General features: G+C 44.8%; 22 protein-coding genes and 1 pseudogene. 12 read left to right on the top strand and 11 right to left on the bottom strand.

Translation table 11 applies throughout. From position 1 onward, the window contains the following. Nucleotides 1–3 precede the first annotated feature (3 nt). From E5331_RS08895 to E5331_RS08885, 3 genes are read right to left on the bottom strand one after another with little or no spacing between them, the layout of a single operon-like run. Nucleotides 4–264: a phosphopantetheine-binding protein gene (locus E5331_RS08895; RefSeq protein WP_068960708.1), complete on the bottom strand. Its 261-nt coding sequence runs from the start codon at nt 262–264 to the stop codon at nt 4–6. A 2-nt stretch (nt 265–266) separates the two neighbouring features. Continuing rightward, nucleotides 267–1,961, bottom strand: coding sequence for a beta-ketoacyl synthase N-terminal-like domain-containing protein (locus E5331_RS08890; protein ID WP_135985951.1), 1,695 nt, complete (start codon nt 1,959–1,961; stop codon nt 267–269). Further along, nucleotides 1,949–2,305 carry an acyl-CoA thioesterase gene (locus tag E5331_RS08885; protein WP_275441150.1) on the bottom strand — a complete coding sequence of 119 codons (357 nt, stop codon included), beginning with the start codon at nt 2,303–2,305 and terminating at the stop codon, nt 1,949–1,951. The genes E5331_RS08890 and E5331_RS08885 overlap by 13 nt, the downstream gene beginning before the upstream one ends. Here E5331_RS08885 and E5331_RS08880 point away from each other — a divergent pair. From E5331_RS08880 to E5331_RS08865, 4 genes and pseudogenes are all read left to right on the top strand, one after another. After that, nucleotides 2,303–2,695: pseudogene (locus tag E5331_RS08880) on the top strand (hypothetical protein); the annotation flags it as partial. The gene E5331_RS08885 and the pseudogene E5331_RS08880 sit on opposite strands and share 3 nt — an antisense overlap. Before the next feature lie 25 nt (nt 2,696–2,720). Next, nucleotides 2,721–3,266 (top strand): topoisomerase C-terminal repeat-containing protein, encoded by a 546-nt coding sequence (locus E5331_RS08875; RefSeq protein WP_135985953.1) that lies wholly within the window; start codon nt 2,721–2,723, stop codon nt 3,264–3,266. Beyond that, nucleotides 3,263–3,802: a hypothetical protein gene (locus E5331_RS08870; RefSeq protein WP_135985955.1), complete on the top strand. Its 540-nt coding sequence runs from the start codon at nt 3,263–3,265 to the stop codon at nt 3,800–3,802. The genes E5331_RS08875 and E5331_RS08870 overlap by 4 nt, the downstream gene beginning before the upstream one ends. Before the next feature lie 21 nt (nt 3,803–3,823). Further along, a complete protein-coding gene (locus E5331_RS08865; protein WP_135985957.1) occupies nt 3,824–4,009 on the top strand; it encodes a histone H1 in 186 nt (61 codons plus the stop codon). A gap of 84 nt (nt 4,010–4,093) precedes the next feature. Here the strand turns inward: E5331_RS08865 and E5331_RS08860 are convergent, their stop codons facing one another. The 5 genes from E5331_RS08860 to E5331_RS08840 all read right to left on the bottom strand — a co-directional run bounded on the left by E5331_RS08860 (nt 4,094) and on the right by E5331_RS08840 (nt 8,094). Continuing rightward, complete coding sequence (locus E5331_RS08860; RefSeq protein WP_135985958.1) at nt 4,094–5,098, bottom strand: hypothetical protein; 1,005 nt, start codon at nt 5,096–5,098, stop codon at nt 4,094–4,096. Nucleotides 5,099–5,353: 255 nt separating this feature from the next. Next, on the bottom strand, nt 5,354–6,073 hold the full coding sequence (locus tag E5331_RS08855) for a hypothetical protein (protein WP_135985962.1): 720 nt from the start codon (nt 6,071–6,073) through the stop codon (nt 5,354–5,356). Further along, a complete protein-coding gene (locus E5331_RS08850; RefSeq protein ID WP_135985964.1) occupies nt 6,070–6,540 on the bottom strand; it encodes a hypothetical protein in 471 nt (156 codons plus the stop codon). Before E5331_RS08850 ends, E5331_RS08855 begins: the two co-directional genes overlap by 4 nt. Further along, entirely contained in the window at nt 6,537–7,466 is a 930-nt protein-coding gene (locus E5331_RS08845) for a hypothetical protein (RefSeq protein WP_135985966.1), read from the bottom strand. Before E5331_RS08845 ends, E5331_RS08850 begins: the two co-directional genes overlap by 4 nt. A 1-nt stretch (nt 7,467) precedes the next feature. After that, nucleotides 7,468–8,094: a DKNYY domain-containing protein gene (locus tag E5331_RS08840; RefSeq protein WP_135985968.1), complete on the bottom strand. Its 627-nt coding sequence runs from the start codon at nt 8,092–8,094 to the stop codon at nt 7,468–7,470. Nucleotides 8,095–8,471: 377 nt separating this feature from the next. Between E5331_RS08840 and E5331_RS08835 the strand changes: the two genes are divergently transcribed. Then, on the top strand, nt 8,472–10,424 hold the full coding sequence (locus tag E5331_RS08835) for a ParB/RepB/Spo0J family partition protein (protein ID WP_135985970.1): 1,953 nt from the start codon (nt 8,472–8,474) through the stop codon (nt 10,422–10,424). Nucleotides 10,425–10,586: 162 nt separating this feature from the next. On the opposite strand, the gene E5331_RS08830 is transcribed toward E5331_RS08835, so the two are convergent. The 3 genes from E5331_RS08830 to E5331_RS08820 are packed head-to-tail and all read right to left on the bottom strand — an operon-like array spanning nt 10,587 to nt 13,403. Further along, complete coding sequence (locus tag E5331_RS08830; RefSeq protein WP_016278674.1) at nt 10,587–11,255, bottom strand: hypothetical protein; 669 nt, start codon at nt 11,253–11,255, stop codon at nt 10,587–10,589. 10 nt (nt 11,256–11,265) lie between these two features. Beyond that, complete coding sequence (locus E5331_RS08825; protein WP_016278673.1) at nt 11,266–11,934, bottom strand: response regulator transcription factor; 669 nt, start codon at nt 11,932–11,934, stop codon at nt 11,266–11,268. After that, the gene (locus E5331_RS08820) at nt 11,931–13,403 is read right to left on the bottom strand and encodes a sensor histidine kinase (RefSeq protein ID WP_016278672.1); all 1,473 of its coding nucleotides are present in this window, start codon (nt 13,401–13,403) and stop codon (nt 11,931–11,933) included. The genes E5331_RS08825 and E5331_RS08820 overlap by 4 nt, the downstream gene beginning before the upstream one ends. A 166-nt stretch (nt 13,404–13,569) precedes the next feature. Between E5331_RS08820 and E5331_RS08815 the strand changes: the two genes are divergently transcribed. From E5331_RS08815 to E5331_RS08785, 7 genes are all read left to right on the top strand, one after another. Next, complete coding sequence (locus E5331_RS08815; protein WP_016278671.1) at nt 13,570–14,451, top strand: GLPGLI family protein; 882 nt, start codon at nt 13,570–13,572, stop codon at nt 14,449–14,451. Continuing rightward, nucleotides 14,448–17,003 carry a TonB-dependent receptor gene (locus E5331_RS08810; RefSeq protein WP_135985972.1) on the top strand — a complete coding sequence of 852 codons (2,556 nt, stop codon included), beginning with the start codon at nt 14,448–14,450 and terminating at the stop codon, nt 17,001–17,003. Before E5331_RS08815 ends, E5331_RS08810 begins: the two co-directional genes overlap by 4 nt. Nucleotides 17,004–17,190: 187 nt before the next feature. Then, entirely contained in the window at nt 17,191–17,418 is a 228-nt protein-coding gene (locus E5331_RS08805; protein WP_135985974.1) for a hypothetical protein, read from the top strand. A gap of 431 nt (nt 17,419–17,849) precedes the next feature. After that, nucleotides 17,850–18,065: a hypothetical protein gene (locus tag E5331_RS08800; protein WP_016278669.1), complete on the top strand. Its 216-nt coding sequence runs from the start codon at nt 17,850–17,852 to the stop codon at nt 18,063–18,065. 28 nt (nt 18,066–18,093) lie between these two features. Further along, complete coding sequence (locus E5331_RS08795; RefSeq protein WP_016278668.1) at nt 18,094–18,579, top strand: hypothetical protein; 486 nt, start codon at nt 18,094–18,096, stop codon at nt 18,577–18,579. Between the two features lie 12 nt (nt 18,580–18,591). After that, nucleotides 18,592–18,828 carry a DUF6926 domain-containing protein gene (locus E5331_RS08790; protein WP_016278667.1) on the top strand — a complete coding sequence of 79 codons (237 nt, stop codon included), beginning with the start codon at nt 18,592–18,594 and terminating at the stop codon, nt 18,826–18,828. 64 nt (nt 18,829–18,892) lie between these two features. Continuing rightward, a complete protein-coding gene (locus tag E5331_RS08785) occupies nt 18,893–19,165 on the top strand; it encodes a hypothetical protein (RefSeq protein WP_016278666.1) in 273 nt (90 codons plus the stop codon). Nucleotides 19,166–19,455 lie beyond the last annotated feature (290 nt).

Raw genomic sequence — 19,455 nt, 5'->3', positions numbered from 1 at the left:
GGATTATTTCTTGCGGTTTTCCTGAACGTATTTGGCAATGCTTTCAATGCTGGTAAATATTGCTTTACCTTCGGCAGCATTTGCAAGTCTGATGCCATAGTTCTTCTCGAGAAGCACTATTATTTCAAGCGCGTCAATGGAGTCGAGGCCAATTCCATCATCACCGAACAGAGGTGCCGAAGCATCAAGTTCTTCGGGTGTTATGTCCTCTAGGTTGAGGGCATCGATAATTTTCTCTTTCAACTCTAAAATTATTTCTTCCATATTTAGTTGGTTTTATTTGCGATAAAAATATTTGCTTCAAAACTGGTTGAATTTATGTATTCCACCCAACCTCCAATCACTGAATCTATTTGTTCATCACAGAACATACATTCAATAATGTCAGTTATTCTGTTCCAATCCTTGTTAGGTAGGATATAGAATGCTGTCTCGCCAAGTAGATGATGTCGGATGGCTAACTCTCCCGTAACGATATTGGGCAATGTATAGACAAATAATGATGGAGAAGGAAAATAATTTCCTTTGTCTTTTATTGTTTCCAAGTAGGCAATATCCGTATTAAGCGATGCATGGCTATTGAAAAAGGCTATTCCTCTTGAGGGCGTATTTTCAAAATCATTCTCCTTCTCAGCTTGCAACAGTATCTCGGATGCGATGAATCCTAACTTGGAAAGAGAATCCATTTTATAAAATTTGGGATAATCGCCTATTCGTTCCTTGTATAGCGCAGTCAAAAGTTTATCACCCGAAAATTCCAATTTGGCAGACACTCCGTCAATCACTAAAGAATCTTGTGTCAAAACTACCCTATGGGATATTTCAAACTGAGTATTACGAGTTTCAAGTCCACCTTTATCTTTCAGAGATACAAGAATTGAAGCATTCCCTCCACCAAATCCGGAAATCATCTTAATAAACGATGACCTATTTGTTTGCTGCAATGAAGAAGTAATGTTAACTTTTCCGCTTACGCCAAGTTCTTCAAAGTTTCTTGTTCCGAAAATGATGCCATCCTCTACAGAATGCATTGTTAGAATGGTTTCCAATACTCCGGCTGCACCCATGGTGTGACCAAAGTACCCTTTTAAGGCATTTGCCGGCACTTCCGAAAGTCCGGCACGGCTTATGGCTTTTGACTCCATTTGGTCATTATACATGGTAGCCGTACCATGTGCATTTACAACTGCAATGTCATCAAAGGAAGTCCCTTCAATTGTTTTACACAGTGACTGATAAGCTCCCTCTCCTTTAGGTGAGGGGCTGCTTATATGAAAACCATCGTTTCTTATCGCGCCTCCAATTATCTGCCAACAGCCCTTTTGGGGGTGCTTTGATAAAACAAGTGTTGCAGCAGCCTCACCCAAATTAAGACCAAGCCTCTCTATGTCAAAGGGTCTGCATTCTGATTCTGACAAAGCTTTCAAGGACTCAAAACCAGATATAATGAAAGGACTCTGCTCGTCAACACCACAGACGATGACATTGTCTGTCTTGTCAGCATCGATTAGCCGTGTGGCCAAAATGATTGCCGAGACACCTGAAATACACGCATTGCTGACAACTATTGGAGATTGGCTCAAACCTATTTTGTCAGAAATCTTTCTTGCTGCTTCACCTAAATTTATGATATTTTTATCATTTTCGGTGTCTTGGAGAACGCCTACGTTTCCCTTGGTGCTACTAAGGACTAAAACAGTTCGTTCGGAGATTATTTCCGGATGGCTCGTAATGGCACTCATAATTGAGTGATAAGCCAGAGACTCAAAACGAGTGAGATTTTCTTCCTTAAGCCCATCTATTTGTTCCTTTGTAAAAAGAGAGGTGGTAAAGGGAAACGGGATGCCATCAGCAGAATCGAAATGACGCAATGCGGTCTTTCCAAGTCTTACGGCTTGGAAATTTTCCTCTGTTGTGAATCCCATTGGGGATATGATATTATCACCTATTATTGCTGCCATTTTGCTTTCCAGTTCTCAAAAAATTCCGGATTAAATAATACGAGATTATAATCCATGTCCATGAATACTTGGATAGTGCGAGCCTTGCAGTATAGCAGATTGGTTTCCTTATCACGTATTTCGTAGTCAAACACAATCTTGGCAGCCTCAGTTGGACGATACGTTATATCAATTCGGGCCTTTACCCCGTAGCGGAGGGGGAATTTATATTGTATCTGCATGTCCACTATGGGCGCATAATATTGGTTGTCAAGATAGCCTTCATAAGTCAACCCATATTCGTCACCGAATGCCTCGCGTGCATCTTCAAGATATAACGGGTATGCGCCGTGCCATACGACCAATCGGTGCCGGGACACCTTAAAGGCACGGCGATAGCGGTGCTGGTGTCCGATGAGCTGACTGACGCGGCCGCACAGATGGCGGCTCTCTATCCCTTCATGCAACAGCTTGTCACGTCTGGGAGCTACACTGTCACAGGCTCTGATGGCAATAAGGAGAAGCACAAGGTAAATCTTCTCAACTCCGCCGAGCGGTACTATGTGGCAAACGAGGTGGTGACACGTCTGGAGACAATCAACACCGACCTGTGGCTGCTGGCGTGGCAGATACGCACTCTCTCATGGAACGACCTGTGGTTCTCGCTCGACCCCGACGGCTGGGCCTCGGTGATGTCGGGAAAGGCTATCGCGGAGACCCTTGTGTGGGAGTGGAACACGATAAAATACAGATAAACGAACTATCAATAACATTTTTTACATGGATACAGAAACAAAGATTATCGGCCGTTGCCCTGTGTGCGGCGGCAATGTGGTGAAGACCTGCAAGGGCTACCGCTGTGAGAACAACACCGGGGAAGACGGCAAGTGCGGACTCTTCATCAACGGGGTTATCGGCAACCGCAAGATGGCAGATGCCGAGGTCGCGGAACTGCTGGAGAAGCGGAGCATACTGCTCGACGGCTTCGCCACGAAGGAGTGGAAGACTTTTCCGACCGTGCTTGTCATGGCGGCTGACGGCTCTATCACAATGGAGTCGGTGGTGGCACGCTGCCCCCGTTGCGGCGGCGAGATCCGCGTGGGCGCAAAGGCTTTCAACTGCTCCAACTACCGGCAGGAGGGAAGCCCCTGCGACTTCGTGATATGGCGAAATATCGCCGGGCATCTCATGACGCTCGATGAAGTGCGAGAGATATGCGCCGATGGTGTCACTTCCCACGAGGTCGAGATGTTCGGCGAGAACGGCTCTGTCTATCGCCGTAAACTCGGCTTGTCACCCGACAAACTAAAGGTTATCAAGGTATGAAGCCGGGAACGAAACTCGCCATACTGCTCATAAGTTGTGTGGCTATGTGGGGCGGCATAGGTTATGCCTTCCACTACTTCGGCCAGCCGTCGAAACGGGCGCAGTCAGTGGCGGAGAAGGCACTGATGGCTTCGGTGGATAATCCGGAGTCGGTAAAGGTCATAGCGGTCAGCAAGCCTGACAGCGTGTTCGGCCGCAACTACATCAACAACGACGAGAAAATGGCGATAGCCATGTCGATGATGAAAGTCAACGAACAGGTCATATCCCGAACAGACGGGCTTCAGAACCTCGATTTTGAGGACAACACCGTTTCCGAACTTGTCGGCCGCCAGATGTCGGCGATGTCCGCTCTCCGCTCTATGGTGGGCTTCGAGACTCCTGACGCTCCACGCAAACCGTTCTCCGGCTGGAAAGTGAAGATAGAATATGAGGCTCTGTCGGAAAGCGGCTCTCCCTACCGCTCGGAATACTGGTTTATACTCGACCGCGACGCACAGTGCGTCGTAAACTCTTTTGAAATACCTCTTTTATAAATTCCTAAACTGAATACAACGATGAAAGAACTACTTGATCAGATCGAAACACTCACTGCATCTTTCCTGAAAGATGCCTGCTCCCAGCTCGACAAGGGCAACAAGGCCGCCGGACTCCGCGCACGTCGCGCATCCCTCGAACTGGAACCGCTGCTCAAACGCTTCCGCAAACTCTCGCTGGAAGCCGCCAACAACAAGGCTGAATAATCCGCCCTCGATAGGACAATTTCTTTGCTGTCAAAAACCGGGACTCCCTGTGCGTGAGCATAGGGAGTTCTATTTTTTTCTATGCTAATCTTTTGTCGCATAAAATATGATACAAAACGAATACAAATAAAGAAGAATCACTATCGCCCAACTTATTATCTTAAATTTACGCTTATTCGTAATTGGTAAGCTCATATATTCAGCCTCATATCGTAGTTCTCTTTTATCACTGCGTTTTATCAAAATGATAAAAACGCGAACTATATATAACGCTAATATTATCCAAGCTAAATCATAACTGTCAAATAAATAAAGCGACGAGGTTATTAATGCGAGTAATATAGAACCTTCAAAAATTCTACCATTATGCGGATTATACAGTTTATTATGATTGCTAATATTAAAGCCCATGCCCATAACAGCAAAAGTCTTTGTTTTGACGATTAAGTTCATCAAATTATGTATGCTCCTGCCTATATTGTTGAAGAACCCATCTCGCTTGCACCATCTTCGGATGTATGTATAACTATCTTCAAACAGTCCACTTCGGAACTCACATCTGTGTTTGTTTTGCCGTGCTTCTTTGATGATTGACAACACTTCTTGATTGTTTCCTGAATGAATAAGTGTCATCAGATATAGTAAACGGTCAGGGTCGTGATACGTCCTGCTTTCATCGGGTACAAACGAATCAGCATCGGGGTTAAGCAATAAGAAACGCTCTATTTCAGTATTAGCTTCATTAAAGACTCGCTCATAAAACTGGCGAATATCAATATTGTCGAAATCACGCCTATCGCCAAAAATAGCAATTTTTGTCAATACTTGACCAGATAAAGCATATGCGCCTTTACCACGCAAACTTAACGGCTCTCTCATATTTTCATTCGCTTCCCATATTTCCCACCAAAGATCATCGGCGTACATAGGCTTTACCTCAAGCCTTGCCTCTTCAAGACTAAAATACAAGCAAAAAAAATATCCATTCTCAACCTTGAAATTGATATAGGAACTCTGGCGGAAGCCATGTTCACGGCCTACGTCGCGTCTTGTAGTATCAAGCATCTTTTGTAGTTCCTTACTTGTCATTTATCAACCTAAATATTTAACCATCAATATAATCAAGACAGCAATAACAATCATGCCCAAGCAGCCATTGGCAAAAGCATTATCGTTATAAGCGAGCGGATTCTTTTTATCGCTGTTGCATAGCTTTTTATACGACACATCTTTTCTACGACAAACAATCCGCAGAAAGAAATACCGCATCCCGGCTCCGATATGCTGTGCTATTGAATTGGTTATTGACATAATTTCTTCCATTATATGTGTTGCGTTATCGAACTAATAATAGTCATAACGTTTTGTGTATGGCTGATATGATATGCCATTAGAATTTAGATAGACTTCAAAATTCTTATATTCCTTTAGATTTTGCAGATAGTCCATGTAGGCATTATAATATTTTCGGCAATCCGCAATCAGATTGGAATCAATCTTACCCAGCCTTTTAGAAATCATTTCAAACTCATCCAAATCTTTCAACATTGCCGGGATATCTGAAACACTTGCTCCATTCAAAATGCCGTAGGGAATCTCATGGATAGAAAAAGTAAGATACTCTTTGAGCGCATGATATTTGTAATTCAAGGCATCCATATTTTCCGAATCATGTTCAAGAAAAAGATTAGCCAGTTGCAATGGCTCATAGTTGTAACCACAGTATTGGCAAAAAATAGCAAGAGGGCTATCGGTGTATATGTATGAGCTTTCGTGACCTCGGAAGCACTGAAAAAGGAATATCAACCCTTCATGTCCGCCGTTTGCCAAGTCAGTGGCTACCGCCGGGCATACAACTTTTTGTATGAACAGTTGATTCCAACATATCGTATCGTGATTATGCCAAAAATCTTGAATCTCAGCTATCGACACAATTTCCTTGCCATATTCCTTTTTCGCCCACTCTTGAAGCATGGAATGGCGACTTTTTCTTTCGACTTTGCTCAGTCCTTCCAATCTGAATTTATTACAGATTTCAAGATAATCAGTTAGAATTTGTTTCATGGCTTACCTCCTTTCCGATTTAACCAATAGCCAACAATACAAGCTAAAAACATAAAGACAAATGCAGATAGCCATAGATAATATCCAATGTCTTTTGCTCCTATCTCTCCTGGGCTTCCGCTTTCACTTGTGACTAATCTATTACAAAAGATAAACGATGAAGCAAGCAACAACGAAAGCCCCGAAATTTTTATTGCTGGTTTATATTTGGATTTACACAGTAAAAATATAACAGCAACATATAATGGATTTGCAAGCCACACAAAATTCCAGAAGTATCCATAATCAAAATTTCCTGAGAATAGTTCAAGAAAAAATAACGGAAATATAACTATCCCAAATGCTCCAAATATAAGGCACAGTAGTCCTTGCCCATTCCCACCTCCGACAAAAACCGGGTTAAAACAGGCCATTACAAAGAGTATAAAACTGCAAGCGACAAAGATGTATTTAATTTTCTCCTTCATAAACCGTACCTCCTTTTCAAATCGTTTATGAACCGATGAGCTTCAGTAGGAGACATCCACGGCACAGAATCTTTCGGGAGCTTTATTTGTCTCTCCGTTTCAACTCTCTCCACCAATAATGTATCTTGGGCTGTTATCGGTAATATGTCATTTTTTGATACAGAAAGGGTTATCAATACTGAATCCAAAAAATTACCTGTTTTGTATGACCAATATTTTATATCTGCCAACTGAATAAAATCGGGGCTGTGATATTCGATACTGGTGCTGTCGCAGTATTCGATTGTTGAAAAATCATCCGGCATAACAAATTTCATTTTGTCATAACCGATTATGTTTGCATGAAATATGCTATCAATCTGTTTGTCAATAATATTGTTATGTTGGCGATAAGTTGAACTATCAATCGGAAACACATGGATACTTTTATAATGGTCGTTCCAAATTTTCAGACTGCTATAACCATAATCTTCATTCACTATCCAAACTTCTGTACAGATATCAAATGCTGCAGCATCTGAATTGTATAATTCTTTGATAAATAATCCGTCTGATTTTCCGAATCGAAGTGCAGGCATTGCCATTCCTCCACCTGTTGTAAACAGGACATACTTACCTCTTTCAGATACAAAATTAGCCTTTGACGCCATGAACGTAAAATAGAAAGGTATAAAAAGTAGAATTGTGGCTACAAAATCAATCCGCAACCACCATTTTAATAATTTGGGTTTGTCAAGGCCGCGACTTAATGGCAAAGCGATAAAGCCAATCAGATAGCCTGTTAAGATAGCCCAAGCCAAAAGATTCCATCTCCAGATATAAGGTGTGCCATCGACCGCCCACATCATAAGATATACAATAGGTATGAGTGCGAGTTGCACCCACACCAGACTTAGGCATATTTTATATCGGAGAGATTCTTTCATCTTAGTTATTGTTGTTTAAGACACTGCTGTTTTGTTGCACTATGCTATCATTCCACTCGATTGTTTCTCCATTTAAGTACATTCTATTGCCTGCAACAGCATAACCATTTCCCAAATATCTGAAATGGTTGGGATTTGCACCTTTGAGTATCATTTCTTCAGCATAAGTGCCTCCAAATCCATTGCCATCTTCGTCTATTCCATCATAACAGATAATGCGCTGTGGATAATAGACGTGGCGTTTGTCTTTTGCATATTCAGTTTCGCTACAAACACGGAAAGACGCTAAATCAACATCAATTTCATCACAGCTAAAATCACCTACTGCGGTCCCCCAATAAATATGCCCTTCAAGGTTCGTATAGCTTCCTACTGATTCTCCATTCTCAACCGGAAGCCAAACCCCATTATCGACAATCGAATCACTGCGGTATGTGCATCCCGCGAATAGCACGATTACGATAATGAATATTACTGTAAGTCTGCTGAAAGCGACAAGTGTAGTCACACCATCGCCGTCGGTGGAGAGGCGATGACGGGAGAGTCCAATTATTTTTGCTCGATCGGGAGGCATTGCTGTCGGATCGGCATAAGAGCCTATCGCAAAGTTAATAAGAATATTTGACATTAGGGTGGTTTGCACGCATAAAAATCGCCGTTATATCCTGACAGATGATGATTTATGAATAAAAAGGTACTGGAGGCGGTAACTTATCTTTGATTACTTGCGGCTTCTGCGTCCGTTGGTTTTTCGCTACGAAGTAACGGCGGGCGGAGACGCCGGCAAGCGACCGCCTCCGGCTTGGCTGCATGAAAAAATCCGGCAGCCTTCCACGATTTGTGCCAAATCGGGTATTCCGTATTTTTTCACTTGCCACACTTGCCTTGCGCCCCCTGTGCCCTTCGTCTTGATTGTATCGAAAAAATCCCCCGGACGCGAGAAGCCACAAGGCTTCAAACAAAAGGGAAAAAACAAAAAACTCAAACATCTAAAACCCTCAAATTATGGAAGCAACAGCAATTCAGACCAACACCGCAAACGTACAGGAAGCCACAATCTCCCTCGCTCTCATTCAGCCGAGCAACTACAACCCCCGTAAGAATTTCGACGAGCAGAGTCTCACCGAACTCGCTGACTCTATCAGCCGTCAAGGTATTCTCCACGCGATAGGTGTGCGACCAATCGCCGGCACCGACCGCTACGAAATCGTGTATGGAGAGCGCAGATACCGCGCCTCCCTCATAGCAGGGAAAGAGGACATCAAGGCAACCGTCTATACTGACCTTTCCGATGATGAAGCCGAGGAAAAGGCTATTGCGGAGAACCTGCACCGCCAGGACATCACGCCTATGGAAGAAGCCGAGACGTTAAAGGCTGCAATCGACAGCGGACGCTACGACTATGCCACACTCGCCACGCAGATAGGCAAGAGCGAGACCTATATCCGCACCCGAATAAAGCTCACAACCCTCATACCCGAAATCGCACGGCTGATTGACACCGAGGAAATCACGGTGGCGGTGGCTACCGAGATAAGCCGTTACGGAGTTGACATACAGACAGATGTTTACAACTCCCACCTCAAAGACGGTGTGACCTACAATAATTGGCGAGGTATGAACGCCTCAAATGTGGCACGGCTCATAGAAAAGAACTACACCACCGACCTAAGCCGTTACCGCTTCGACAAATCGGCGTGTGCCTCATGCCCTTTCAACACCATAAATCTTCTGCTGTTCTGCGAGGACGGCTGTGAGGGCAACTGCTCCAATCCCTCTTGTCTCCGAGAGAAGCACATCGGCTATCTCACTGACAAGGCGGTTGAAATGCTGAACGAACACCCCACCGCCAATTTCTGCCACTCGGAGTATGACATAAACGAAAGGGTAAACGCACTGCTGATTGAAATGGGCTATGACATAGAAAAACTCAGTGGCTATCTGACACCATACCCTTGCGAACCTGCCGTACCACAATCCGACCGCTTCGACACCGAGGAAGAATATGCCGAGGCTGTAAAGGCATACGAGGGCAGAGTGGAAGCACATAGGGAAAAGTGTGCCGACATCACGGCAAAAGCCGAGGCAGGAGAAATCTCACTCTACATCACAATCGGGCGCAATGATGTGACGCTCGGATATATGGCTGTAACTGCCAAACCGAGCGAGAACGGCAACAATCCGAAAGCCGAAATCGCCAAGTTGGAAGCAAAGGACAAACGCAACAAGGAGATAGCCGTGGAGCGTACAATCGAGGACACGAAGAAGAAAATCCTCGAAGCCGACATCACCGAAACTAAATTCTCGCAGGACGAGGACAAAATGATATATTTCTTCCTGCTCTCATCGCTCCGCAAAGAGCATTACGAAGCCGTCGGACTGACCGACCGCAAGTCTCACAGCGCACTCAACGACAGTGAGAAAATGACAATCATCGCCAATCTCAACGCCAAGACAAAGGCGATAATCCGCAGGGATTTTCTAATTGACAATTTCAAGGGTGCGTATCGTGACAACGCCATTGCCGACCTCCTGCTCTCTTTCGCCAAGAAGCACATGCCGGAAGAACTCGCCAACATCGAAGCCGAGTATAACGAGATTTACGAGAAGCGACACCAACGATTAGAGGAACGCAAGGCTCTACTCGCCAAAGATACCGAACCCGAAGCAACCGAGCCGGAAGCCGAGGAAGCACCCAAAGAAGTAATCGAGCCGGAAGCTGAACCGACCACGGAAGAAGCCACTCCCGACACCACCGAGGCAGAGACCGAGGTTGCACCCGAAGCCGAGGAAGCACCCCAAGAAGAAACCGTGCCGGAGGCAGAACCCACCACGGAAGAAGCCACTCCTGACACTTCCGAGGCAGAGACCGAGACTATCCAATACGAACCAACGGAAGAAGAAGCCGAGGCGATACTGACCGAAGAGGAAAGGTACTGCGAAGAAGCTGTTGCATAAAGCGACAATCACCTATGTTTGAGCAAGCCACCCCATGCCGAGAGGCGCGGGGCGGCTTTTGCTCGTCACCTCCCAAAAGCCGCCTCTTTGGAAAACGACAAAGCCCCCGACTCGCGCCGGAAGCTGGCTATTTTAGCATTATATGATGTTTAACAGTATTTATCAAAAGTAATATGATGCGGTAAGATATGCTCCTTGCATGAATGATTTCTTCGGATAGTATTTGCTGAAGGAAGTGCCTTTATAGGAAAGTTGTCGATATTGGCTGTAAACATCCAAATTTGACATTATATATCCAGCACTGAATCCGCAAGGTCCAAAATTCACAAAAATACCCACACGCAAATCTATGGCAAACCATTGACCTTTGGATGTGCTCACGTATTTATAATCATAATCAGGCCAATTGATATATTGTCGTATATTGATACGTTGATACGGAATGTTTAGCATAATGCCGGGTTCTGCATATAACCCCAAATCAACCTGTTTAATCTTTAACGCCGGTGATTTAAGCACAATCGATGGGCGCAAATAAAAATTTGACGGTTTATTATCGTCGCTCTCTATTTCCCAGTCTTTTTCTGCGGCCCAGCCATCTTCATACCATACGCTCCAATATCCGAATGCTCCACCAAGTCCAATGTAACGGTTGAACATATAGTGGTACGATGCTTCCAACTGGTAAGAGTCCGACGAGGTTACAAGACCACTGAATGAAACTTTGCTATTGGCAAAATTAAAGTTTTCTTCACTTTTATCTTGTGCTAAAGCCGGCATTGCAATCAATATAGTGATTAGACAAAATATTTCAGTGATTCTCTTATTCATATTTTGTGGATTAGTTGATTGTTAGAATATATCCTTTCTTCTTCAGAGAAGTTATCGTTATAGAAGGATCGGTGAGGAGTTTTCGGATATAGGTTATCTGCACGTTGAGAGCAAGGGAGTTGGCGTAACTGCTGTCGCCCCACACGGTGTTGAGAATAGTGTCGCGGTCAACAACCTTACCGACATTTTTAGCGAGGATTGCAAGAATCTCCGTTTGGCGCACAGAAAGAGAGTGCGTTTCGCCTTTATATGTCAATGATGCAAGATTTGGTCGGAACAATGTATTACCCAATAGATACTCAATATCCTGTGAGGTTATGTCGCTTTCAAATCGTTCATTTATCTTGGCTATCAACTCTTCAGGATAGAATGGCTTAGGTATATAGTCGTTGCCCTTTAGTTTGAAGCCATATAGGCGGTCAACCTTGTCGGTACGGTCTGTGAGGAAAAATATTATTATGCGACGATCGGTTTCACGTATGGTCTGTGCGACCTCAAAACCGTTCATCTCCGGCATATTTATGTCGAGAAGTATCAAATCGGGATGGACGTCTCGGTATAGTTCCAATCCCACTTTGCCATTAGAGGCATATACAACCTCATACCCCTCAGCCTCTATGAAGCGTTTGAGAAGCATGGAGTTTTTCAAATCATCGTCAACGAGCAGTATTTTTTTCATTGCGGTAGTTTTATTGAGAATGATGAGCCGACACCCACGGTGCTTTCCACAGATATTTCGCCACCATGAGCATCCGTCAGGAGTTTGACGTATGCAAGACCAAGTCCCATTCCTGGGATGTCGGAAGCAGATGCTTTGCCCCGATAGAAACGGTTGAAGATTCTGTTTATATCATCGGCCGCGATACCGTTGCCATTATCCTTGACAATAATCTGGCAACCGTCCGAAGTGCTGACAGCATTTATTTTTATCGTCACCTTATCGCTTGAGTATTTTATTGCGTTCTCAATCAAATTCGTAAGGATATTAATGAGATGTGAGCAATCGGCAGAAATCTCAAAATTTTCCGGAACAGCATTTTCAAACACAACATCCTTAGTACTTGGCACTGTGATTGATTTTATAACACTGTCAACAAGCACAGTAAGGTTGAATGAGGATACATTGAGAGGAATCTGCTCTACGTTATTGAATGTTATGTCACGTAACTTGGAGAAATATGCCGAAAGGTTATCAAGAGCCATACGTATCTCTCCGGTGAGTTCATGACGCAATTGGTTATCTTCCATCAGTTTGTCATTGTCAATTCCGGAAACACACATCTTCAATGTTGAAATTGGTCGTTTCAGTTCGTGAATCATTGTAGTGATAAACGAGTTGCGCATCTTGTCAAGTCGAGTCAGCTTGACTATGGTCTTGATCTGCCATAAGAGGCAATGAATAAGGAACAACGAGAGAACAACGGCCAGAGCTAACGTCCATCCCATATTGCATAATATCTCCGATGAGGGAATCTCACATTCTATCACTACCGCCTTTCTTTCAAGTTCGGAATAAGGGGTTGTGACCTTGAATTTGGGCGATATTACAGATGAATGACGTATAGTGGTGGGTTCCCATGTAACGCTGTCCTGCAAAATCAGAGCGATTTCTGCAATAAGATTGTGCTTTCTGAGGATTGAATCAATACCCTCTTTTGTAAAAGGAGATTGAACCTCACTTTCAAAATTTTTCATGGCATTCCACGCAATACCGTCAGACGGAGCAGATGAGGCATCGATAGTTGCAATCTTGGCATCAACCATTTCAAGGGAGTCCATGACCATTTCCTCAAGTCTTTTCATTTCTTCGGGAGTGAGTTTGCGATTCTCCGCAATGCCCAAAAGTTTTCGACCATTTATAACATTTGTCCTTACGGTGACCTTCCGAATTGATTTACCTATGGAATCCAAACTATGACTCATTTGGAATCGCGACTGCACCTTTACTGTATCCCCCTGTGTTGCAGAACCGCGAGCACGTGCTTTGCTATACTCTTTCAAGGCTTCTATTACTAATAGTCCCGTTCTGTTCTCATATTCAGTCAGAGAGTACTCATATCGACCATACAACCAATATGCTTGCATTCCAAGGAAAGCAAGTATGGCAACAATCGAGAGTATGTAGAGCGTCTTTATTTTCTTTTCCATGATGCAAAATTAGCCATTATCTATGATATAAACGTCTGAAATGATGGATAATTGGACGACAGTAATAATTTAGTAATAATTCCATAATGTTTGAGTAATGATTATTTTCGTCTAAAGGGTAATGGCGGCAGTAACTTTGCATCGTGAAACTTAAACCACAAAAGATATGAAGAAAACAGCAATCATCTTTATGGCCATCATGACACTTGCAATGGCCGCTTCGGGCAAAGTTATGCGCCGTACTCTCGGAATATTCCAGAGCAAAGTTCCCGAAACCGAGACTATCGCACCCGAGACAATGGAATTCGTTTACGATTATTCATGGTGCAATGACACTACCGGCCAACTTGAAGACAACTACACAACAGACCAGATGCTTCTGCAGATCGGCCCCGACGGTCTCTCCAAATTCTCCAGCTACAAGAATCTTACAGTAGATTCGCTCCTGATGAACATAACTCCGGAACAGGTGGCAGAGGCCGCCATGGACGGAAAACTCTCCAACGGAGAATTCATGACTATCTTCAAGAATTATCCCCAGGGCAAACTGACCCATACTGAAAAAATCTGTATGGATTGGTTCTGTTATGAGGACGATATGCCGGAACTTGAATGGGAGCTAACCGACAGCGTTACCAATGTGCTTGGATATGAATGTCATTCAGCTGTCTGCAATTTTCGTGGACGAGAATGGATGGCATTCTATTCCGAGGAGATTCCTCTGATGGAGGGGCCGTGGAAACTGTATGGTCTGCCGGGGCTGATTATGAAGGCGTCCGACAAAGACGGACATTATAATTTTGAATGTATCGGCTTAAAGTCAAAAGCAGACAGACCGATAACGATGTATAAAGTTCCTTACAACACGACATCACGCGCAAAATATTATGATGCAAAGCATCGCTATGACATAAATCCTTACGCTTACTATGAGGAGGGAGGACATGGACATATAGACGTTTATGACGAAGAGGGCAGTCCCGTGCTGGACGCTTACGATCCTATCGAACTGCCATTTGATTACATTGAACGCGATTGGAGAAAATGAACAGATACAGTTTTTTCATACTTTGCCTGTTTCTTGGGCTGCTGTCGGCTTCGGCGGCAGTCCCGGAAACGGCCTCCGGAACAATCATAGACGGAGAAAATGGCCAACCCATAGTGGGTGCGGTGGTGCAGGCTCTGAATAAGCAAGGAAAAGCCACGGCGTTTGCTTCTTCGAATGCGGATGGCGTTTTCAAAATCAAAATATCTGACTCGATAGATTCTATTTCATTCCGCTGTATGGGATATGAGTCATTGAAATTGTCAAAGAACCACGACTTTGCAAAGGGTGTGGAGATGTGGCCGAAAGCAACGCAGTTGAAAGACGTGATTGTACAGGCCCCCGACATCTATGCAAAGGGGGACACACTGGTGTTCAATGTCTCGCGCTATGCAAACGCCTCCGACAATGCTATCATTGACGTGATAAAGCGGTTGCCGGGTATAAAAGTCGAGGACGATGGAACAATCAAGTATCAGGGGAAGCCAATCAATAAATTCTATATTGACGGCGATGATTTCCTTGGAGGTCAGTATGGGCTCGCCACCAACAATATCTCCCACAAGGATGTGAAGTCGGTGGAGGTGATGGAAAATCATCAGCCAGTAAAGGCTTTGGAAGGTATTGAATTCCCCGAAGAGGCCGGCATCAATATCAAGCTCAACGAAGGAGCGAAAGGTAAGACAGTCGGCGTGGCCAAAGCCGGAACAGGTGTGCAACCGTGGCTATACGACGGTTCTCTATACGCCATGCGCATTGCCCCTAAGGTTCAGAATATACTGACCATTCGCGGTGGTAACACGGGCTGGAACCCAGACGAGCAGATTACAGAACATGATTTCAGCGATATGTCGTTCACCGGTTATTCCGAGTCCTTGTGGCCGGAGTATATAGCTGCCGACATTGTCAACGCCCCGCTCAATGAGAAGCGGACACGCGACAACCTGTCGTGGCTTGCCAACTCAATCACGGCATGGAAGCGTGGCGATACCTCAATGCGTTTCAAACTGAATTATGTGGGCGACAGGCTTGACTACAAATCCGGATTAAGGACGGATTACTTCAGCCAAGCAATTCCTGAATTCATTCAGAACAATAGCTTGCGCACGCAGAGCCATGATGTTTCGGCTCAATTCAATATGCAGATTAACAAGCGTGGTTATTTCCTGAAGGATAAATTCACGGTTGAAGGTGTGTGGGAAAAAGCCAATTCCAACATAACCGGCTCTTTTGACCTTGACCAGCGTATCCGTCGCCGCAATTTTTCTGCCAACAACGACCTGAAACTTGTAAAGCGCAATGACAAGAAATTGTTTGAGCTGACCTCGCGCAATTCATTTGCTCATCGCCCCGATAGACTCTTTGTAAATGGCGAGGAGTATGCAGTCCAAAACGTTGGCACTACTGATTTCCGGAGCACCACCGAATCACGTTGGGGCAAGTTGGGTCGTTTTTGGAAATTCTACATCAACGGCGGTGTCGATTTGAATTATCATCGTCTGAATCTTTTCCTGATTGGAATGGGGGATTTCGACAATTCGAGATATTTCAACACATTCCTTTCCAATCTGTACGCTACTCCGCAACTCGACTATGAACGTAATGGATGGCTGCTGTCCGCCAAGATACCCATAAAATGGCTACACCATAGCGTCAATGGCCAGCATGATTATATCAACATCTTACCACGATTTTATGTACGCAAGAAAACTTCGGCAAAGAGCGAGGTTTCAGCATCAATTTCTTATCAGCTCAGCTCACCCCAGGCTTATATGAATATCAGTGTACCGGTAATGTCAGACTATCGCAATCTTTTTATTGCAAGCGATATTGACAAATATTCGCAAAATGTTGTCGCTTCGGCAAGCTATAAATACCGCAATCCTCTGACATCCTTCTTTGGCAATGCCTCGCTGACATACAATTACAGCCGCTGCTCTTTTATGTCAAACCAACTGTTTATTGATGATTTCATTGTGTCAACATACGCAAATAGGCTTTCGGGAAGTCATTTCTGGAACGTAAGCGGCGGAATAAGCAAAGGGCTCGGACATAGCCGCATGGTAATTGGCGTGGAAATAAATGCATCTACGAGTTCAGCATCTTCAATGCGTGACAACATCGTGGAAGATTACAGTCAGCAGACAATCTCGGTCAAACCATATTTCAAGGGAAGTCTTTGCAAATGGCTTTCTGTGAACTATGATGCCAATTACGGCTACTCTCGTCTGAAAATTGGAGAAATTGATAACGACACCCACTCATTCAACCAAAAACTTTACACAACAATTATGCCGCATGACCGCTGGCAATTCACTTTGGGAGCAGAGCATTTCCTCACCAAATTCCCGGAAGGCAATGTCGAAAACCTCGTGCTTCTGGACGCTTCAGCCGTTTGGCACGTAAGCAGCAAAGTGCGTCTTTCTCTTACCGCCAATAATCTCCTTGACAAACGGCACTATCAATATGTGACATACGGAACACTCTCCCGATCGGAACACTCATTCCAAATTCACCCACGCAACATCCTCGCTTCAATCCAATATCGTTTCTGATTAAAAATCTTAACATTTAAACGTGGTGGCTCAGAAAAAATTAATATTTTGTTGCTATGAGTGGTAACTGATAGGTTTGCAAGCCGTGGCTACAGGAGCGTGAGGCAGTGCGCCGGGCGTATTGCCTCACACAACCTTATCACCACCGCTTGCTCCCCAAATGATGTGATGATTCAAGTGATAAGCCGTGTCAGTGGCCCGCGGATCCACAGGCACGGCACATCGCCTTGTGCTGTTTACCGGTTGCCCTACTGATTCCGTGTCTCACACCGATTCAGCTTCGGGCAGTTCTGATTTTGTATATGATGCCCGGCTGAAGCCGGAGGCGGCGACAACGCCAGAGCAAAGCGAGGGCAAGCCTTCGCTCGACTCTCGCGTTGTAGCCTCTCTTTGGAATACGGTCTGCAAACGATGACTGCGCCGCTTCAAGGCTGGCACTTTGAAACGGCAAGGGTCAACGGTGGCCGGTTCTTTCCCTTGAAGATTTTGAGCCTCGGCAGGGACTGGCGTTTTGGCGTGCGAAGTTACTGCGTCCGGGAGGAACGTCAAGTGACGCTACGCTTGTGGTCGGCGTCCGCACTCGTGAGCCTCCACATTTTTTCGCATTGCGCAATAAACTCACGCTCGGCATACCAAAATAAATTTTGTTCTGCTCTCACTCAATCGTTTATTTCTCCCTCAATTCCGAAAAAAATGGGTATCCCTCGCTTGCCGCAGACTACACACTTGCCTTATCCTCCCTTATGGCCGCAGTTGTGGGACTGCACGAAAAACGGCCAGCCCTGCCGGAGAAGCTCAAAGAGCTTCAAACAAAAGGGAGAAAATTAACTCAAAACTCAAAAAACAATGGCACAATTCAGAGTCAGAACAGAGTACATATTCAGTGGCTTCTTCGACATAGAGGCTGAAAACGCGGCACAGGCAAGGGAGTATGTTGAAAAACACTGCGGATTGGTTATAGGCAGTGACATACATTCCTCACTTCCTGATGATGAAGTAAACTGGGAGTTTCCGGTTCACCCCGACACAAAAATTGGCAAGACCACAAGAATTAAACCGTAGTATAAAACGCTCAAACATCAAAAAGACTATGCACAGCACTATTTATCAAATCAGCACCGAGCCGATAGCCGAGAACGACTATCTGAACATCGACCGTATTGTGGCAGGAGAAAACGCCTCTATATCCTATGTGTGCGAAAACTCCGAGGACGGACGCAAATTCGACATCCGTTTTCTTCTTGAACATATCCTGCCGAAAGGTATGTTTACGTCCACCGATGAAAACGCCCTTACCTACAATGGTGGCTTCGCAATTTGGCGGAAATCCCATTTCGACAACATCAAGGCTATCTCTGCCGAACTTACCCCTGCAAACGTGATGAAATGGAACGGACCAATAGGGCAACTGAAAAAAGCCATTATCAATCCGCTTGGCGTTGACGCTCTTTTCGTGACCGAGTTCTATGGAGGTACAGGCACGGCTGAACGCTCCGCTGACCTAATGGATATTATCGCCCGACTGAAAAAGGGCGATAGACTATACATCGGAGCAATATTAGGGTATCACAACTAAAAACATACAGTCATGGAGTTCTTTATCGAGCCTATCCCAACATGGGCGTTATGCTATCTAATCAACGGAGACCCGACAGGGTTGACTGACGATGAAATTGCGATGATTGACAAATGGTATGCCGACAACAAAGTGCAGACCGTCACCACCGCTTCCGAAGCAGAGGGAGAGAGCAACCCATATTTCTCTCATTTCCCTGCTTTCGGACTACCTGCCGAGGTCACTGACTGCCATGTAATGACCTTTTAATCAACGGAATAATCAATAGCCACTGCGTCAGCACCAATGGCGCAGTGGCAAAAACAATCAAGATATGACAACGACTGAAATCAACTACAAGAGTACGGACTATACCTGCCGTATCGTGACAAGCAACGAGGGCGAGAGCCTTATTATCGGTGGACTGGAATTGCTTGACGCACTTATGCCTTATCCAATCACCGACAAATGCAACGGCTTCGCCGACAAGGAAGCGGAGCGTGTCGATGAAGAAATCTTCTACTATACCTCCGAAAATGATTTGAAGCTCCCCGACAACGAACTTGTCGCAATACTCAGAGAGAGCAACCCCGAATGGTTTGACTGAAAATCCAAATGGTTTCCAGTCCCGGAATGTCATAACGACCACCAAGCCGTCCTGCAACTACGCGGGGCGGCTTTTGCTCGTCACCTCACAAAAGCCGCCTCTATGGAAAACTATAAAGTACCAGGCGTGAGTAGGGAACTTATAGTCTTAGCATGATTAGCTGTTATCTGCGGAAATAATCTGCGAAATAATTCCGGCTATAATTTGTTGGGGTGGAAAAAAATAACTAATTTTGTAGGGTGTTCAGTTTGACGTTCCGAAAAACGGCATCCAGAACACCGGATTTTACA

The organism is Lepagella muris (genome assembly GCF_004793975.1).
Classification (GTDB): Bacteria; Bacteroidota; Bacteroidia; order Bacteroidales; family Muribaculaceae; genus Lepagella; species Lepagella muris.
Note: the sequence above shows the minus strand (reverse complement) of the source record. Positions and strands in the feature narration are given on the sequence as shown.

Coding starts and splice junctions, on each gene's coding strand:
- E5331_RS08895 (WP_068960708.1), bottom strand. CDS start 264: ATGGAAGAAATAATTTTAGAGTTGAAAGAGAAAATTATCGATGCCCTC.
- E5331_RS08890 (WP_135985951.1), bottom strand. CDS start 1,961: ATGGCAGCAATAATAGGTGATAATATCATATCCCCAATGGGATTCACA.
- E5331_RS08875 (WP_135985953.1), top strand. CDS start 2,721: ATGGATACAGAAACAAAGATTATCGGCCGTTGCCCTGTGTGCGGCGGC.
- E5331_RS08870 (WP_135985955.1), top strand. CDS start 3,263: ATGAAGCCGGGAACGAAACTCGCCATACTGCTCATAAGTTGTGTGGCT.
- E5331_RS08865 (WP_135985957.1), top strand. CDS start 3,824: ATGAAAGAACTACTTGATCAGATCGAAACACTCACTGCATCTTTCCTG.
- E5331_RS08860 (WP_135985958.1), bottom strand. CDS start 5,098: ATGACAAGTAAGGAACTACAAAAGATGCTTGATACTACAAGACGCGAC.
- E5331_RS08855 (WP_135985962.1), bottom strand. CDS start 6,073: ATGAAACAAATTCTAACTGATTATCTTGAAATCTGTAATAAATTCAGA.
- E5331_RS08850 (WP_135985964.1), bottom strand. CDS start 6,540: ATGAAGGAGAAAATTAAATACATCTTTGTCGCTTGCAGTTTTATACTC.
- E5331_RS08845 (WP_135985966.1), bottom strand. CDS start 7,466: ATGAAAGAATCTCTCCGATATAAAATATGCCTAAGTCTGGTGTGGGTG.
- E5331_RS08840 (WP_135985968.1), bottom strand. CDS start 8,094: ATGTCAAATATTCTTATTAACTTTGCGATAGGCTCTTATGCCGATCCG.
- E5331_RS08835 (WP_135985970.1), top strand. CDS start 8,472: ATGGAAGCAACAGCAATTCAGACCAACACCGCAAACGTACAGGAAGCC.
- E5331_RS08830 (WP_016278674.1), bottom strand. CDS start 11,255: ATGAATAAGAGAATCACTGAAATATTTTGTCTAATCACTATATTGATT.
- E5331_RS08825 (WP_016278673.1), bottom strand. CDS start 11,934: ATGAAAAAAATACTGCTCGTTGACGATGATTTGAAAAACTCCATGCTT.
- E5331_RS08820 (WP_016278672.1), bottom strand. CDS start 13,403: ATGGAAAAGAAAATAAAGACGCTCTACATACTCTCGATTGTTGCCATA.
- E5331_RS08815 (WP_016278671.1), top strand. CDS start 13,570: ATGAAGAAAACAGCAATCATCTTTATGGCCATCATGACACTTGCAATG.
- E5331_RS08810 (WP_135985972.1), top strand. CDS start 14,448: ATGAACAGATACAGTTTTTTCATACTTTGCCTGTTTCTTGGGCTGCTG.
- E5331_RS08800 (WP_016278669.1), top strand. CDS start 17,850: ATGGCACAATTCAGAGTCAGAACAGAGTACATATTCAGTGGCTTCTTC.
- E5331_RS08795 (WP_016278668.1), top strand. CDS start 18,094: ATGCACAGCACTATTTATCAAATCAGCACCGAGCCGATAGCCGAGAAC.
- E5331_RS08790 (WP_016278667.1), top strand. CDS start 18,592: ATGGAGTTCTTTATCGAGCCTATCCCAACATGGGCGTTATGCTATCTA.
- E5331_RS08785 (WP_016278666.1), top strand. CDS start 18,893: ATGACAACGACTGAAATCAACTACAAGAGTACGGACTATACCTGCCGT.